The sequence below is a fragment of the Streptomyces sp. NPDC054770 genome, from assembly GCF_053611985.1.
Genome location: NZ_JBSHBL010000092.1, coordinates 1 through 14,518, shown reverse-complemented (window position 1 = coordinate 14,518; position 14,518 = coordinate 1). Strand labels below are relative to the sequence as shown.

General features: G+C 71.7%; 15 protein-coding genes. 10 read left to right on the top strand and 5 right to left on the bottom strand.

Translation table 11 applies throughout. The annotated features are described in order from the left end of the window. Window positions 1-8 precede the first annotated feature (8 nt). Complete coding sequence (locus tag ACWGKQ_RS44575; RefSeq protein WP_234542942.1) at window positions 9-251, bottom strand: mycoredoxin; 243 nt, start codon at window positions 249-251, stop codon at window positions 9-11. A 199-nt stretch (window positions 252-450) separates the two neighbouring features. Between ACWGKQ_RS44575 and ACWGKQ_RS44570 the strand changes: the two genes are divergently transcribed. The 5 genes from ACWGKQ_RS44570 (at window position 451) to ACWGKQ_RS44550 (ending at window position 4,339) form a co-directional block, all read left to right on the top strand. Beyond that, window positions 451-2,646: an ATP-dependent DNA helicase UvrD2 gene (locus tag ACWGKQ_RS44570; protein ID WP_453297789.1), complete on the top strand. Its 2,196-nt coding sequence runs from the start codon at window positions 451-453 to the stop codon at window positions 2,644-2,646. Window positions 2,647-2,846: 200 nt separating this feature from the next. Continuing rightward, the gene (locus tag ACWGKQ_RS44565) at window positions 2,847-3,128 is read left to right on the top strand and encodes a hypothetical protein (RefSeq protein WP_453297804.1); all 282 of its coding nucleotides are present in this window, start codon (window positions 2,847-2,849) and stop codon (window positions 3,126-3,128) included. Between the two features lie 172 nt (window positions 3,129-3,300). Continuing rightward, the gene (locus ACWGKQ_RS44560) at window positions 3,301-3,669 is read left to right on the top strand and encodes a WhiB family transcriptional regulator (protein ID WP_010984500.1); all 369 of its coding nucleotides are present in this window, start codon (window positions 3,301-3,303) and stop codon (window positions 3,667-3,669) included. After that, entirely contained in the window at window positions 3,666-3,992 is a 327-nt protein-coding gene (locus ACWGKQ_RS44555; RefSeq protein ID WP_453297788.1) for a hypothetical protein, read from the top strand. The genes ACWGKQ_RS44560 and ACWGKQ_RS44555 overlap by 4 nt, the downstream gene beginning before the upstream one ends. A 134-nt stretch (window positions 3,993-4,126) precedes the next feature. After that, the gene (locus ACWGKQ_RS44550) at window positions 4,127-4,339 is read left to right on the top strand and encodes a hypothetical protein (protein ID WP_453297787.1); all 213 of its coding nucleotides are present in this window, start codon (window positions 4,127-4,129) and stop codon (window positions 4,337-4,339) included. 10 nt (window positions 4,340-4,349) lie between these two features. Here the strand turns inward: ACWGKQ_RS44550 and ACWGKQ_RS44545 are convergent, their stop codons facing one another. Continuing rightward, on the bottom strand, window positions 4,350-5,765 hold the full coding sequence (locus tag ACWGKQ_RS44545; RefSeq protein WP_453297786.1) for an ABC1 kinase family protein: 1,416 nt from the start codon (window positions 5,763-5,765) through the stop codon (window positions 4,350-4,352). Then, complete coding sequence (locus ACWGKQ_RS44540; RefSeq protein ID WP_453297785.1) at window positions 5,758-6,963, bottom strand: TOMM precursor leader peptide-binding protein; 1,206 nt, start codon at window positions 6,961-6,963, stop codon at window positions 5,758-5,760. Before ACWGKQ_RS44540 ends, ACWGKQ_RS44545 begins: the two co-directional genes overlap by 8 nt. Before the next feature lie 226 nt (window positions 6,964-7,189). On the opposite strand from ACWGKQ_RS44540, the gene ACWGKQ_RS44535 reads away from it, so the two are divergent. The 4 genes from ACWGKQ_RS44535 (at window position 7,190) to ACWGKQ_RS44520 (ending at window position 11,071) form a co-directional block, all read left to right on the top strand. Next, entirely contained in the window at window positions 7,190-7,786 is a 597-nt protein-coding gene (locus tag ACWGKQ_RS44535; protein WP_453297784.1) for a M48 metallopeptidase family protein, read from the top strand. Between the two features lie 137 nt (window positions 7,787-7,923). Next, window positions 7,924-9,606 (top strand): TerD family protein, encoded by a 1,683-nt coding sequence (locus ACWGKQ_RS44530; RefSeq protein ID WP_453297783.1) that lies wholly within the window; start codon window positions 7,924-7,926, stop codon window positions 9,604-9,606. A gap of 11 nt (window positions 9,607-9,617) precedes the next feature. Then, entirely contained in the window at window positions 9,618-10,298 is a 681-nt protein-coding gene (locus ACWGKQ_RS44525) for an AIM24 family protein (RefSeq protein ID WP_453297782.1), read from the top strand. 17 nt (window positions 10,299-10,315) lie between these two features. Further along, entirely contained in the window at window positions 10,316-11,071 is a 756-nt protein-coding gene (locus ACWGKQ_RS44520) for an AIM24 family protein (protein ID WP_453297781.1), read from the top strand. Window positions 11,072-11,126: 55 nt separating this feature from the next. Here the strand turns inward: ACWGKQ_RS44520 and ACWGKQ_RS44515 are convergent, their stop codons facing one another. Then, a complete protein-coding gene (locus ACWGKQ_RS44515) occupies window positions 11,127-11,648 on the bottom strand; it encodes an NUDIX hydrolase (RefSeq protein WP_453297780.1) in 522 nt (173 codons plus the stop codon). Next, window positions 11,645-13,081: a zinc-dependent metalloprotease gene (locus ACWGKQ_RS44510; protein WP_453297779.1), complete on the bottom strand. Its 1,437-nt coding sequence runs from the start codon at window positions 13,079-13,081 to the stop codon at window positions 11,645-11,647. The genes ACWGKQ_RS44515 and ACWGKQ_RS44510 overlap by 4 nt, the downstream gene beginning before the upstream one ends. A 192-nt stretch (window positions 13,082-13,273) precedes the next feature. Between ACWGKQ_RS44510 and ACWGKQ_RS44505 the strand changes: the two genes are divergently transcribed. After that, on the top strand, window positions 13,274-14,386 hold the full coding sequence (locus ACWGKQ_RS44505; protein ID WP_453297778.1) for an SDR family oxidoreductase: 1,113 nt from the start codon (window positions 13,274-13,276) through the stop codon (window positions 14,384-14,386). Window positions 14,387-14,518 lie beyond the last annotated feature (132 nt).

The window sequence follows — 14,518 nt, the reverse complement described above, 5'->3', positions numbered from 1 at the left end:
CGGGAAACCTACGCGCTGACCTTCTGCTTCACCTGGGCCAGCGACGGGTTCGTCAGCGTCGAGCCGTCGGCGAAGAGCACCGTGGGGACCGTCTGGTTTCCGCCATTCGCCTTTTCCACGAACGCGGCCGACTCCGGGTCCTGCTCGATGTTGATCTCGGTGTACGCGATGCCCTCGCGGTCCAGCTGGCTCTTCAGCCGGCGGCAGTAGCCGCACCACGTGGTGCTGTACATCGTCACAGTGCCCTGCATCTCGCTCGCACTCCTTCGGCAGGTCGGGGAAGTCCTCCAGGGAAGGAACGTACGTGACCCGTCCGCCATTCCCACGGCACGGGCCGCGGCGACGCCCGCCACATCGGCCCGGTCGACGCCTGCCGCATTAGTACGACCGCACGGGGTTGCCTGTGGACAACCGGCACAGCCGTCTCCGGCGACCTGGCAGCATGGCCATGTGACAGCAGCAACGCACTCCTCCCTCTTCCCGCCGGTACCGGACTCTGCCGACGCGGTGCTCGAAGGGCTCGACCCCGAGCAGCGCGCGGTGGCGACCGCCCTGCGCGGTCCCGTGTGCGTGCTGGCCGGAGCCGGTACCGGCAAGACCCGGGCGATCACCCACCGGATCGCCTACGGAGTGCGGGCCGGCATCCTCCAGCCGTCCAGCGTGCTCGCCGTCACCTTCACCAACCGCGCCGCCGGCGAGATGCGCGGCCGGCTGCGCCAGCTCGGCGCCCAGGGGGTGCAGGCCCGCACCTTCCACTCGGCCGCGCTGCGCCAGCTCCAGTTCTTCTGGCCGAAAGCGATCGGTGGCTCCCTGCCCCGGCTCGTCGACCGCAAGATCCAGCTCGTCGCCGACGCGGCCGCCGCCTGCCGTATCCGCCTCGACCGGGGCGAGCTGCGGGACGTCACCGCCGAGATCGAGTGGTCCAAGGTCACCCGGACCGTCCCAGCCGACTATCCGCTGGCCGCCGTCAAGGCCGGCCGGGAGGCCCCCCGCGACCCCGCCGAGATCGCCCAGCTCTACTCGGTCTACGAGGACCTCAAGCGCGACCGCGCGGTCATCGACTTCGAGGACGTCCTGCTGCTGACCGTCGGCATCCTGCAGGACCGGCACGACATCGCCGAACAGGTCCGCGCCCAGTACCAGCACTTCGTCGTGGACGAGTACCAGGACGTCAGCCCGCTCCAGCAGCGGCTGCTGGAACTGTGGCTCGGCGACCGCGACAGCCTCTGCGTCGTCGGCGACGCCAGCCAGACCATCTACTCGTTCACAGGAGCAACCCCCGACCATCTGCTCGACTTCCGTGTCCGCCACCCCGGGGCCACCGTCGTCAAACTGGTCCGCGACTACCGCTCCACACCCCAGGTCGTCCGCCTCGCCAACGGACTGCTGGCCCAGGCCAGCGGCCGCGCCGCCGACCACCGCCTGGAGCTGATCTCCCAGCGCCCGGCCGGACCCGAGCCCGTGTACACCGAGTACACCGACGAGCCCGCCGAGGCCGAGGGCGCCGCCCGCCGTATCCGGGAGCTGGTCGGCGCCGGGGTGCCGGCCGCCGAGATCGCCGTGCTGTTCCGCACCAACTCCCAGTCCGAGACGTACGAGCAGGCCCTCGCGGACGCCGGGGTGCCCTACCAGCTGCGCGGTGCCGAGCGGTTCTTCGACCGGCCCGAGGTCCGCAAGGCGGGCGTCGCCCTGCGCGCCGCCGCCCGCTTCGGCGGCAACGACGCGCTGCTCGACGACACCGTGGACCTGCCCTCCCAGGTGCGCGCGGTGCTCTCCGGGGAGGGCTGGACCACCGAGCCCCCGGCCGGCTCCGGCGCGGTCCGGGAGCGCTGGGAGTCGCTGGCGGCCCTGGTCAACCTGGCCCATGACGTCGCCGCCGCCCGGCCCGCCGCCACCCTCGCCGACTTCGTCGCCGAACTCGACGAGCGCGCGGGCGCCCAGCACGCCCCGACCGTCCAGGGCGTCACCCTCGCCTCCCTGCACTCGGCGAAGGGCCTGGAGTGGGACGTCGTCTTCCTGGTCGGTGTCGCCGAGGGCATGATGCCGATCACCTATGCGAAGACCGACGAACAGATCGAGGAGGAACGCCGTCTCCTCTACGTCGGCGTGACCCGCGCCAGGGAACGGCTCCATGTCTCCTGGTCCCTCTCCCGAACTCCCGGCGGCAGACCCGGCCGCAGGCCCAGCCGCTTCCTGGACGGTCTGCGCCCCGGCTCCACCGGCACCGTCGGCCGGGCCGGCAGCGCAGGCGGCGGAGGCGTCGAACGCGGCTTCACCGGCGGCCCCGTGGCCGCACCCCGGCGCAGCCAGCGCACCCCCGCCCGCTGCCGGGTCTGCGGCCGCACTCTCACCGACGCCGGCGAGATGAAGCTGATGCGCTGTGACGGCTGCCCGTCCGACATGGACGAGGGCCTCTACGAGCGGCTGCGGGAGTGGCGTGCGGACCAGGCCCGGCTCAGCGGCCAGCCCGCCTTCTGCGTCTTCACCGACAGGACGCTGATGGCCATCGCCGAGAGCGCTCCCGACGACGACCGCGAGCTGGCCCGCATCCCCGGTGTCGGGATGCGCAAGCTCAACCGTTACGGCGCCGATGTCCTGGCCATCTGCGCAGGCCAGGAGCCCGAGGGAGATGAAGTGGGGGACTGATGCGAACTCGTCGAAAAAATAGTTTGCGCATGCCCCAGCAATCCCCATAGGTTCTAGGCACGGAAGCGGCGGCCTTCTCGAAGGCCCGGTTCCGTGTTGTACTTGCATATCCGAGCGGATCGGCTCAACACCGGTCCCCTAGACGCCGAGAGGAGGCGAGTCCAGTGATCAGCATCGAGACCAACATCAGCGCGGCCAAAATGACCGATCTCTCGGCCGTCTCCGTGTGCATGCTCGGCGTCTCCACCCTGGGCACCGGTCTGTCCGGCATTCCTGCCGTGCGTCCGGCGTCCTCCGTTTCTCTCGCGGGTCTTCCCGTCCGTGAGCGCAATGAGCGACCGACCAAGGCACTGGAAGCAGTAGCGGCACAGGCACAGGCCTATGCCTTTACGGCAGCCGGTGCCGGAGGCCGGAAGCAGACGACGCAGCACCACCTGATGTGGGCCTTCCGTGGGCCAGAACCCTGGAGTGATCCAGCCTGATTGATCAGGCCGGCGCCTTCAGGGCCGCGGAACCCCATCCGGGATCCGCGGCCCTTCTGTTTTCCCCGAACGGGGAGAGCGGAGCGAAGGGGCCTCGGGACAAGAGCAGAACCCGGTACCAGCCGCCAACCGGTCCAACCCGACCGGCACGACCAGACGAGGAACAACAACCGTGCAACTCGAAGCGCACGCCCCGTCCGTACCGCCTTCCGAAACGATCCCCCCGCCCGGCCTCACGGAGGACTCCACCTTGATCCCGCTCACCGCGCTCACCGCGCTCGACGACGCCATCGAGAACCTCGGCGTACCCGTCCCCTGCCGCTCCTACGACCCGGAGGTCTTCTTCGCCGAGTCGCCGGCGGACGTCGAGTACGCCAAGTCCCTCTGCCGCACCTGCCCGCTGATCGAGGCCTGCCTCGCCGGAGCCAAGGAGCGGCGCGAGCCCTGGGGCGTCTGGGGTGGCGAGCTGTTCGTCCAGGGTGTCGTCGTCGCTCGCAAGCGGCCGCGTGGCCGCCCGCGCAAGAACCCGGTCACGGCATGAACATCCACGGAACGATCGACCGCCCCCTCACGCACGATCCCAAGAAGCAGGCCCCGATGAAGCCGACCACCAGCGAGCCGACAGGCTCCGCGATCCCAGACTTCACCACCGCCGGTACCGCCACCGGCACGCGTCAGAACAGGACCCGAGAGATGCAACTCATCCCAGAAGCCTTGGCTCGTGCGCATATGCACGAGCGACTGCACGAGGCCGAGCGGGAACGCCGGGCCGTGCGCCTGGCGACCGCTCGCCGGATGCAGCGCCGAGCCGAGCGCGCCTCGATGCGTGCCCGCCGGGCGCTCGCCATGGCCGTGATGCAGTAACCCAGTACACCTGAAGCGGTGGCCTCCCGATCCCGGCAGGCGAATGCTCCCCGCGGGGGCCGGTCCAGCCGAACGGACCGGCCCCCGCGGTGCGTTGTGCCGCCGGATTCGCGCCGCGGAGTTATCGTCACCCGGTGACGAGTCTTCCCGGAGGCAGTGATCACGGCGGCTCCACCTCGGAGCCCCATCCGCTGGTGTGCGCCCGCTGCGGGGCCCCGGCCGACGGCCCCCAGCCCACCACCTGGACCTGCTCCGTGGAGAACGGCGTCCGTCAGTTCTTCTGCGACGCCTGCTCCAGAGAGAACCTCAGAGCGATCGAGGGCCGCCTCGACTCGTCCTGGTGGTGAACACCGCCCCCTACTGAGCCTCCAGAGCCTCTTCGGTCTCTTCGACCTCGTCGGCCTCGCCGAGGTCTTCGAGTTCTTCGAGTCCGTCGAGTTCCTCGGGCACGAACCCGGGCAGCCATGCCTCCAGTTCCTCCCGCAGCCGTACCGTCGCACCCAGCTGGCACAGCACGCCGATGGTGCTGAGGGTCACCCGGTGTATCAGGAGATAGGCAGGCGGCAGGTTGAGCTGCTTGCCCAGCTGGTGGGCGGGGTTGCGGGGATCGGCGATGCGGGTCGCCTGGCTGCGCATCCAGTTGCGGGTGAAGGTGAACTCGTCGACCTGGGCCGGTTCGATGATCGGCAGCAGGTAGTCCAGGACGGCGTCGGGGTCCAGCTCTATGGATTCCTTGACGAACCCCTCCGTGCACAGCAGCTCGTAGACCGCCTCGGCGTCACCGTCCAGCGTCATCCGCAGGGAGTCGCCGATCGGGCCGGGCAGGCCGCCGGAGAGACGGTCGACGGTGCCGAAGTCCAGCACGCCGAGGCGCCACTCCTCCTCGTCCTCCGGCTCACCGGGCAGCAGCCGGAAATTGCCGGGGTGCGGGTCGGCGTGCAGCAGGCCGGTGCGGGCCGGGCCCGAGAACAGGAAGCGGGCCAGAAGCTGACCGGCCCGGTCGCGCTGCTCCTGCGTACCCGCCGAGATGATCTCGGAGAGCGGTATCCCGTCGATCCACTCCGTGACCAGGACCTGGTCGCACTGGTGCACCACCGCGGGCACCACCACATCGGGGTCGCCCTCGAACTCCTCCGCGTGTGCCGCCTGGGCCTGCGCCTCCAGGGAGTAGTCCAGCTCCTCGGAGACCCGGTCGCGCAGCTCGGCGATCAGCGGCTTGATGTCCATACCGGGGATCAGCGGCCCCAACAGGCGGGCGAAGCGGCTCAGTTGCTGCAGGTCGGACAGCAGTGCCTCGCCGGCTCCCGGGTACTGCACCTTGACCGCCACCGCCCGGCCGTCCTGCCACACCGCCCGGTGCACCTGGCCGATCGAGGCCGCCGCCGAGGGCTTGTCCTCGAACTCCAGGAACAGCTCCCGCCAGTCCTCCCCGAGGCGCTCGGCGAGCACCGCGTGCACGGTGCGGGTCGGCATCGGCGGCGCGGCGTCCTGGAGTTTGGTGAGGGCCGCGCGGTAGGGGCCGGCGACCTCCTCCGGGAGGGCCGACTCGAAGACGGACATGGCCTGCCCGAACTTCATCGCCCCTCCCTTCAACTCGCCCAGGACCTTGAACAGCTGCTCCGCCGTGCGCTGTTGCAGTTCCCGGCTGACGATCTCCGCGGACTCGCCCACGATGCGCTTGCCCAGACCCCAGGTCGCCCGGCCGGCGAAGCCGAGCGGGAGCGCGGCGAGCTTGGCGGTCCGGGTGACCGCCTTCCGGGGAAGATCAGACATGCGCCCTCCAAGTCCCAGTCGGCCGTGCCGCGTCCGCGTGTTCTCGTCGCTCCGCCGACGGCCGTTGCTCCACCATTGTCGCGTGTGGATCCCCGTTGGTTGAGGAGTGTTCCCCCTTAGCTTTGTCCGCCGCTCCGCACGGGCATGCCGGGTGCGGCCAGACCGGCCGCGGATGCCAGTGCAGAACCGGCACGGACGCCTCCCAGCGTGCCCCCGCGCCGTCCGGCGACTCCCCGTCGAGGAAGGCCAGGGCGTGCGCGGCGGCCAGTCCGGCCACGGCCGCCGCCAGCGTCAGATCACAGGCGCCCACCCGGCGGGCCTGCCCGGACCGCCACTGGGCGACCAGGCGCGGCCAGGCCGGATCCCGGTCCGTGCGGTGCTCGTGCAGACAGCGGGCGCAGCCCGTCCCACCGGGCAGGACGAGGGGACCGACCACTCCCGTCCCCTCCACGACACCCGTGTAGAGATGAGGGGTCCCCGAGGCCATGAGCGGCTCGGCGGCGCGCGCGTCGGGGGCGTGCACCAGCACGTCGTCGCGCGGGGCGATGATCACCAGCGCGAGGCCGGGCTCCTGCGCCGAAGGGTCCGGGCGGCGGGGCGGACGGTCCGGGGCCGCCCGGCGCACGACTCTCCGTGCGGCCTCGTCGCGACGCTCGCCGACCGCCTCCGCGGGCAGCCCGCCCGGCGCCACGTCCCACGGCTGGACGAGGCCCACGTCCCGTACGTCGACCTCGCCGACGCCCGCGCCCGACAGCAGCGCGGCCAGCGTGACCCCGACCCGGCCCGCGCCCTGCACCCGCACCCGCAGCGCACGCCGGGCCGCCAGCCGGCCGATCGCGCCGCCCGGCTCCGGAGTGATCAGGGAGAGCGAGGCGAGATCGGGGCGCAACCGCTCCAGCACCTCCTTCTTCTCGCGCAACGCCTCCGCCGCCGGCCCGCCGCCGCGTGCGTCGTCGACCAGCCCGGCCCGGGACAGCCGCTCCACCAGGGCGTCGACATGCCCGTCCGGTAGGTCCATGCGGCGCCCCTCCTCGCGCAGCAGCGCCAGCCCCCGGGTGCCGTTGAGCAGGTCGAGGAAGCTTCCGGTCGCCGTGTCCATCGGCCCCAGTGTCATCGCGTGCGCGGGAGTCATCCCGAACTGCACGGTGTTGAGATCGCGCCAGCCGCGCCGCAGCGCGGGCTTCACCAACGGATGCATGACAGGCCCCCGTAGCTGTCGAAAGGTCACACGACGTCCCCGTGTGCCGGTGGAGCCGGTCACGCTCCGCCGACGAGTGCCAGCATGCCCGGCCCGCTCGGCGGGCGCCGAAAGTTGTCCACAGGCAGTTGGTATTCGTCGTACAAATCAAACGCATGGTGGGGGATCGGCACCGAACCGTCCCGGACCCGGGACTTCCCCCAGGTGCAGCGGGTAACGTCGGGGCGTGCCCGCCGACCCACTGCACCGCGCCGGAAAGCCACAGCGCAGCACGACGAGCCAGCCGCCCAGCGGCTTGGGGGCGAGCGCGATCGAGGTTCGCAGAAGCGCCCGGCGCCGCCGGACCGTTTCCGCGTACCGCGAGGGCGATCGCACCGTCGTGCTGATCCCCGCCCGGATGTCCGAGGCGGAGGAGAAACGCTGGGTGACCGTCATGCTCAACAAACTCGCTGCCCAGGAGAGCAAGCGAGTGCTGGGCGACGCCGAACTGGCCGAGCGCGCCGAGCGGCTGTCGGCCCAGTACTTCGGCGGCCGGGCGCGCCCCGCCTCGGTGCGCTGGGTCACCAACCAGAACACCCGCTGGGGCTCGTGCACCCCGTCCGAGGGCAGCATCCGCCTCTCGCACCGGCTCCAGGGCATGCCCGAGTACGTCGTCGACTACGTGCTCTGCCATGAACTGGCGCATCTGCTGGTGCCGGGGCACGGCCCCCGGTTCTGGCGGCTGCTGGAGGCGTATCCGCGGACCGAGCGGGCCCGCGGATACCTCGAAGGGGTGGTCGCGGCCGACCGGCTGCCCCACGTGCCCGACGCCCGTGATGAGTGACACATCCCGGGAGCGCTCCCTTCGGGGCGGCCGAACGCGGTTGTGTACCGGGTCTGTACCGACTTCTTCCGATGTCCGAGTTAGCCGTTAGCCTGGCGCGACGCACTCGCATTCGGGATGGGGGACGGTCGTAACGCATGGCCAGGGAATTCCAACGCGGCCACAAGGCCAGGATCAGTGACCTCACGGCGGGCACGGATCTGTACGTAGGCGTGCAGATCACCGGCCCCGGACTGACCTTCGACATCAGCTGCTTCGGCCTGGACGCCGACGAGCGGCTGTCGGACGACCGGTACTTCGTCTTCTTCAACCAGCCGAAGTCGCCCGAGGAGTCCGTCCAGCTGCTGGGTGCGCAGGCGGGCGACACGGAGTCCTTCCGGGTCACGCTGGACCGGATCCCGCCGCAGATCCAGAAGCTGGCGTTCACGGCGACCATCGACGGCGCCGGGCAGATGTCGCAGGTCGCGCCCGGATACATCCGGATCGTCGCGGGCGGCGAGGAGGTGGCCCGGTACTCCTTCAACGGCTCGGAGTTCTCCACCGAGCGCGCCGTGATGCTCGGCGACTTCTACCTGAAGGACGTGTGGCGCTTCGCCGCCGTCGGCCAGGGCTTCGACGGTGGTCTGGAGGCGCTGCTGAAGAACTTCGGCGGCGAGGTGGTCGAGGAGGCGGCGCCCGCCGCGCCGGAACCGCAGCAGCCGCAGACCGGGTCCGCGCCCGGCTTCGCGCCGCCCGCGTTCGGGGTTCCCGGCACGCCGACTCCCGCGCCCGCGCCGGTGCCTGCTCCCGCGCCGACCCCGCCGCCCGCGCCTGCTCCCGCGCCCACCCCCCAGGGTTTCACCCCGCCCCCGGCCCCCGGTCCGGTGCCGGCCTCGAACATGCACGGCGCGCCCACCGTCATCGCCCCGCTGGCCCCGCCGGCACCCGGTACGGTGCCACCCCCGCCCCCGCCCCCGGCGCCCGCGCCCTACGGCCAGCCGCCCGCCCCGCCCGGCTACGGCCAGCCCCCGGCGGCACCGCACGCCCCCGTCCCGCCGCCCGGATATCCGCAGGCGCCCCAGGCCCCGACCCCGCCCCCGGGCTACGGCCAGCAGCCGCCGTTCGGGCAGGTCCCCGGTCAGCAGGCCTACACGGTGCCGCAGGGTGCGCCGCAGGGCGGTGCCGGTGTCGGCGCCGCGCTCCAGAAGTTCAAGGAGACGCCCACCGGGCAGCGCTGGACACCGCAGAACAGCAAGCTCATCCGCGTCGACCTCGGCATCGGCGGCCAGCCGGTGCTGGCCCGGCAGGGCAGCATGGTGCTCTACCAGGGCAAGGTCGACTTCAGCTACAAGGGCGCCGGATTCGCCGGCCGGATCGTCGGCAACGCCACCGGCCAGGAGATGCAGCTGATGCGCTGCACCGGCAACGGCCAGGTGTTCTACGCCGAGAACTCCGCCCATCTGCACCCCGTCGAGCTCCAGGGCGACGCGATCTGCGTCTCCGCCGAGAGCGTCCTCGCCTTCGACGAGAGCCTGCAGTACGAGGTCCGCCGGATCGAGGGACACGGCATCCCCGGCGGCGCCCTGTTCACGATGCAGTTCCAGGGCACGGGCACGATCGTCGTCAAGACCCACGGCACGCCTGTCGTGCTGCCCGTGACCCCGACGACCTTCGCCGACTGCAACGCGGTCGTGGCCTGGTCGGCGGCCTCCCAGGTGATCGTCTCCAGCCAGGTCCGGATGCGCCGCAACGCCTACCCGGGCGACACCGGCGAGAGCGTCAACCTCCAGTTCAGGGGCGCGCCCGGCAACTTCATCGTCGTCCAGCCGTACGAGGTCTGAGGGAGCCCGTCATGAACCAGCCGCTCGCGGGCTACGCCCCCGCACCCGTCACCGCCCGTATGGAGAACCACGGCGACCACATGCTGAAGGTCGCCATGCAGACCGGGCACGACCTCCTCGCGCGCGTGGGGTCGATGGTCGCCTACGAGGGCTTCGTCCAGTACGAGCCCAACCCGCCGGCCGTGCGCCAGATCGCCCGGGACTGGATGACCGGCGAAGGCGCGCCGCTGATGAAGTGCTCCGGCGACGGTCTGCTCTACCTCGCCGACTACGGCGCGAACGTCGTCGTCATCAACCTCAACGGCGACGGCATCTCCGTCAACGCCACCAACCTGCTCGCCTTCGACGCGCATCTGACGTGGGGCGTGGAGCGGGTCAAGGGGCTGGCGAAGTTCGCCGGTCAGGGCCTGTGGAACACCAAGATCTCCGGGCAGGGCTGGGTCGCGCTGACCTCCCGGGGCAAGCCGATCGTCGTCGACTGCGGCGGCGGCGAGGACGAGACGTACGTCGATCCGGACGCGCTGGTCGCCTGGTCCCCGAACCTCAAGGTGAAGGGCAAGCGCAGCTTCAAGGCGCAGTCGCTGATCGGCCGGGGCAGCGGCGAGGCCTACCAGATGGCCTTCTCCGGTCAGGGCATCGTCGTCGTCCAGCCCAGCGAGGACAGCACCGACCGCCTCCGGTTCCGGGGCTGAGGGGGAGTCAGGAAACCATGCAGAGCCCGCTTTTCGCCTTCAACGACTCCCAGGCCCCAGACCGCTACAGCCTTCAGAACAAGCAGATGCTGCGGGTCGTCCTGGAGGGCCACGACGACATCCTCGCCCGCAAGGGCACCATGGTCGCCTACCAGGGGCTCGTCGAGTTCGACGCCGAGTACCAGGGGCACAACCAGGCACGCGCGCGTGCGTACACCGGCGAGGGCCTGGACCTGATGCGCTGCCACGGGCAGGGCACGGTCTACTTCGCCAACCTCGCCCAGCACATCCACGTTCTGGACGTCGAGCAGGACGGCCTGACCGTGGACAGCGGCTACGTCCTCGCCATGGACTCCTCGCTGCACTACGAGGTCGTCGCCGTCGACAGCCTCTACGGCATCTCCGGGTCGGGGAAGTACCAGCTCAACATCACCGGACGCGGCAAGGTCGCCCTGATGACCTCGGGCGCGCCGCTGCTGATGCAGGTCACGCCCGACAAGTACGTCAACTGCGACGCCGACGCGATCGTCGCCTGGTCGACCGGGCTGCGCGTCCAGATGCAGGCCCAGACGCATTCCTCGGGCGTGTGGCGGCGCCGGGGCAGCACCGGGGAGGGCTGGGAGCTGAGCTTCATGGGAAGTGGCTTCGCGTTGGTCCAGCCGAGTGAACTGCTGCCCCCGCAGCACGCCCAGATCGGCCAGGGCGTCGCCGCTCAGTTCGGCATGGGCCAGCAGGGCGCGCGCGGGATGAACCAGGGCAACGTCTGGAGCTGACCGCCAGAATGTAAGGGGTGCCGGCAGGGAGCGGCGCCCCTTACACAGGTCGGGCTCAGAGCCGCGCCAGGGTCCCTTCCAGCAGCCGTACGACCGAGTCGTCGGCGACCTGCGGCACCTCGGCGTAGGCGAACCAGCGCAGGTCGAGGGACTCGTCGCTGATCGCGTGGGCGGCGCCCCGCGGGGCGAGGGCCGCGTACTGGACGTCGAAGTGCCAGTGGCACGGCGCCGGGATCGCGTGCCGGTCCAGGCGGACCGGGCCGCCCGGCAGCAGCGTCAGCCCGGGGATGCCGGACTCCTCGGTCGCCTCCCGCAGGGCGGCCGCCGCCAGGGTGGCGTCGCCCGGCTCGCAGTGGCCGCCCATCTGCAGCCACATCCGCAGCTTCCTGTGCAGGGTCAGCAGCACCCGGCCGTGCTCGGGGTCGACGACCAGGGCGCTCGCCGTGACATGGCCGGCCTGGCAGGCCTTCCACATGCCGTCCGGGTGCGCCGCGAGGTGGTCCAGGTAGGCCTGCCGCAGCTCTTCCTGGCCCTCGTACCCCTTGAGGACGAGGACCGCGTCGTCGTACAGGCTCACTCGGTGTCGTCGCCCTTTGCCTGGTCCTCCTGGTCGTCCTTCTTGCGCAGGTCGGGCTTCTGGGCGGCCTCGCCGAGCATCTTGTCGAGCTCGGAGAAGTCCAGCTGCTCGCGGTGCACGAAGCCGTCCGGGTCGTCCAGGTCGCTCGCCGTGGGCAGCATGTCCGGGTGCGCCCAGAGGGCGTCCCGGCCGTCGACACCGCGCGCGTCGGTGAGCGAGGCCCACAGGCGGGAGGCGTCGCGGAGCCGGCGCGGGCGGAGCTCCAGGCCGATCAGCGTGGCGAAGGTCTGCTCCGCGGGGCCGCCCGTGGCACGGCGGCGGCGCAGGGTCTCGCGCAGCGCGTCGGCGGACGACAGGCGCGGCTTGGCGGCCGCGTGGACCACCGCGTCGACCCAGCCCTCGACGAGCGCCAGAGCCGTCTCCAGACGGGCCAGGGCGGCCTTCTGCTCGGGCGTGTCCTCCGGCTGGAACATGCCCTGCTGGAGGGCGTCCTGGAGCTGCTCGGGGTTCTGCGGGTCGAACTGGCCGACCACGTCCTCCAGCTTGGCGGTGTCGACCTTGATGCCGCGCGCGTACCCGTCGACCGCGCCGAACAGGTGCGAGCGCAGCCACGGCACGTGCGAGAACAGGCGCTGGTGGGCCGCCTCGCGCAGCGCGAGGTACAGCCGCACCTCCTCCTTGGGCACGCCGAGGTCCTTGCCGAACGCCTCGATGTTCACCGGGAGCAGCGCGGCCTTGCCGGCCGGGGTCAGCGGCAGGCCGATGTCGGTCGAACCGACGACCTCGCCCGCGAGCACGCCGACGGCCTGCCCGATCTGGGTGCCGAACATGGCGCCGCCCATCGAGCGCATCATGCCGATCAGCGGGCCCGCCATGGCCTGCATCTCCTCCGGCAGGACGTCGCCCATCGCGGCGCCGACCCGCTCGGCGACCGGGTCGACGAGCTCCTGCCAGGCGGGCAGCGTCGCCTCGACCCACTCCGCGCGCGACCACGCCACGGCCGAACCGGAACCGGACGGCAGCGACGTCGCGTCGTCCAGCCACAGGTCGGCCAGCCGGACGGCCTCCTGGACCGCGGTGCGCTCGGCGGGACCGACGCTCGCGTCCTTGACGCCGTCCGAGGTGCCCTGGGAGACCGTCTGGCGGGCGATCTGCTTGGCCATGTCCCAGTTCACCGGGCCGCCCTCGTACGAGAGCATCTGGCCCAGCTGCTGGAAGGCCGCGCCCAGGTCGGTGGGGTTCAGCGAACCGAACATGGCAGCGAACGGATTGTCGGCGCCGGGGCCGCCGAAGCCGCCGGCTCCTGGCGTGCCGAAACCGAACGGGTTGGCCGGTCCCTGCCCACCACCGCTCTGCTGGTCCTTCTTCTTGCCCTCGTCGCCGTCTTCCGGCTCCTCCGGCGGAAGGCCGAAACCGAATGGGGTGTCACTCACGGGAATCCTCGGCTGGTAAGGCCACCGGTTCTCTCCGGCGGCGCGGCTGCCCGACAACACCACCCAGCGTAGACACCCCGACCCGATCGGGCCTCGGTGCTTCGCCGACAGTCGGCCTGCGGCAGGATGGATGCCACCTGGTACGTACGCGTCACTCACGCTCGTACTGAAGACAACCGCTGGAGACGCCCGGTGAGTTCCCCAGATCCGCAGGTTCGCGCAGCGCGAAACCACTCAACCCCTCCCGCAGTGCGCGGGCCCGTCGTCGCCGTGACCGGTGCCGCGACCGGGGTCGGCGCGCTGCTCACCGAGCGGCTGGCCGCGTCCGAGGAGATCAAGCAGGTCATCGCCATCGACGAGCGGCGCGGGGAGTGCCCGGGCGCCCAGTGGCACATCCTCGACGTGCGGGATCCGGCCATCGCGGACAAGCTCCGTGGGGCCGATGTGGTGGTGCATCTCGCGCTCGACCTGGATCTGGAGACCGATTCGGCCGCCCGTACGGCCTACAACGTGCGGGGGACGCAGACCGTGCTGACCGCGGCGGCCGCCGCGGGTGTGCACCGCGTGGTGCTCTGTACCTCCGCGATGGTCTACGGCGCGCTTCCGGACAACGAGCTGCCGCTGTCCGAGGACGCGGAGTTGCGCGCCACCGCGGAGGCCACCGGGGTCGGCGACCTGCTGGAGATCGAGCGGCTCGCGCGCCGGGCGCCCCGCGCGCACCCCGGGCTCAATGTCACCGTCGTGCGCCCCGCGGTGCTCGTCGGGGGCACGGACACCGCGCTGACCAGGTATTTCGAGTCGCCTCGGCTGCTTGTCGTCGCGGGGTCGAGGCCCGCCTGGCAGTTCTGTCACGTCGAGGATCTGTGCAGTGCGCTGGAGTACGCCGTCCTGGAGAAGGTCGACGGGGAGCTCGCGGTCGGGTGTGACGGGTGGCTGGAGCAGGAGGAGGTCGAGGAGCTCAGCGGGATCCGGCGGATGGAGCTGCCGTCGGCGGTGGCGCTGGGGGCCGCGGCTCGGCTGCACCGGATCGGGCTGACGCCGTCGCCGGCCGGGGATCTCGCGTACACGATGTATCCGTGGGTGGTGAGCGGGAGCCGGCTGCATGACGCCGGGTGGCGGCCGGGGTGGACGAACGAGGAGGTGCTGGCCGAGTTGCTGGAGGAGGTGACCGGGCGGCACACGGTGGTGGGGCGGCGGCTGGGGCGGAAGGACGCGACGGCCGCGGGGGCGGCGGGGGCGACGGTTGCGTTGCTGGGGGCGGCGGCTGTGGTGCGGCGGGCTCGGAAGGCGCGGCGGCGGATCTGAGGGCGGGTTTTCTCGCCCCCGCCGCCCCTACCCGTCCCGTCACTCCAGGGGGTGGGCCCCCTTTGACCGCCCGTTTCGGGGGGGGGGGGGCCCGCCCCCGCCCCCCGGCCCGGGGGCCCGGGGGCGGCACAC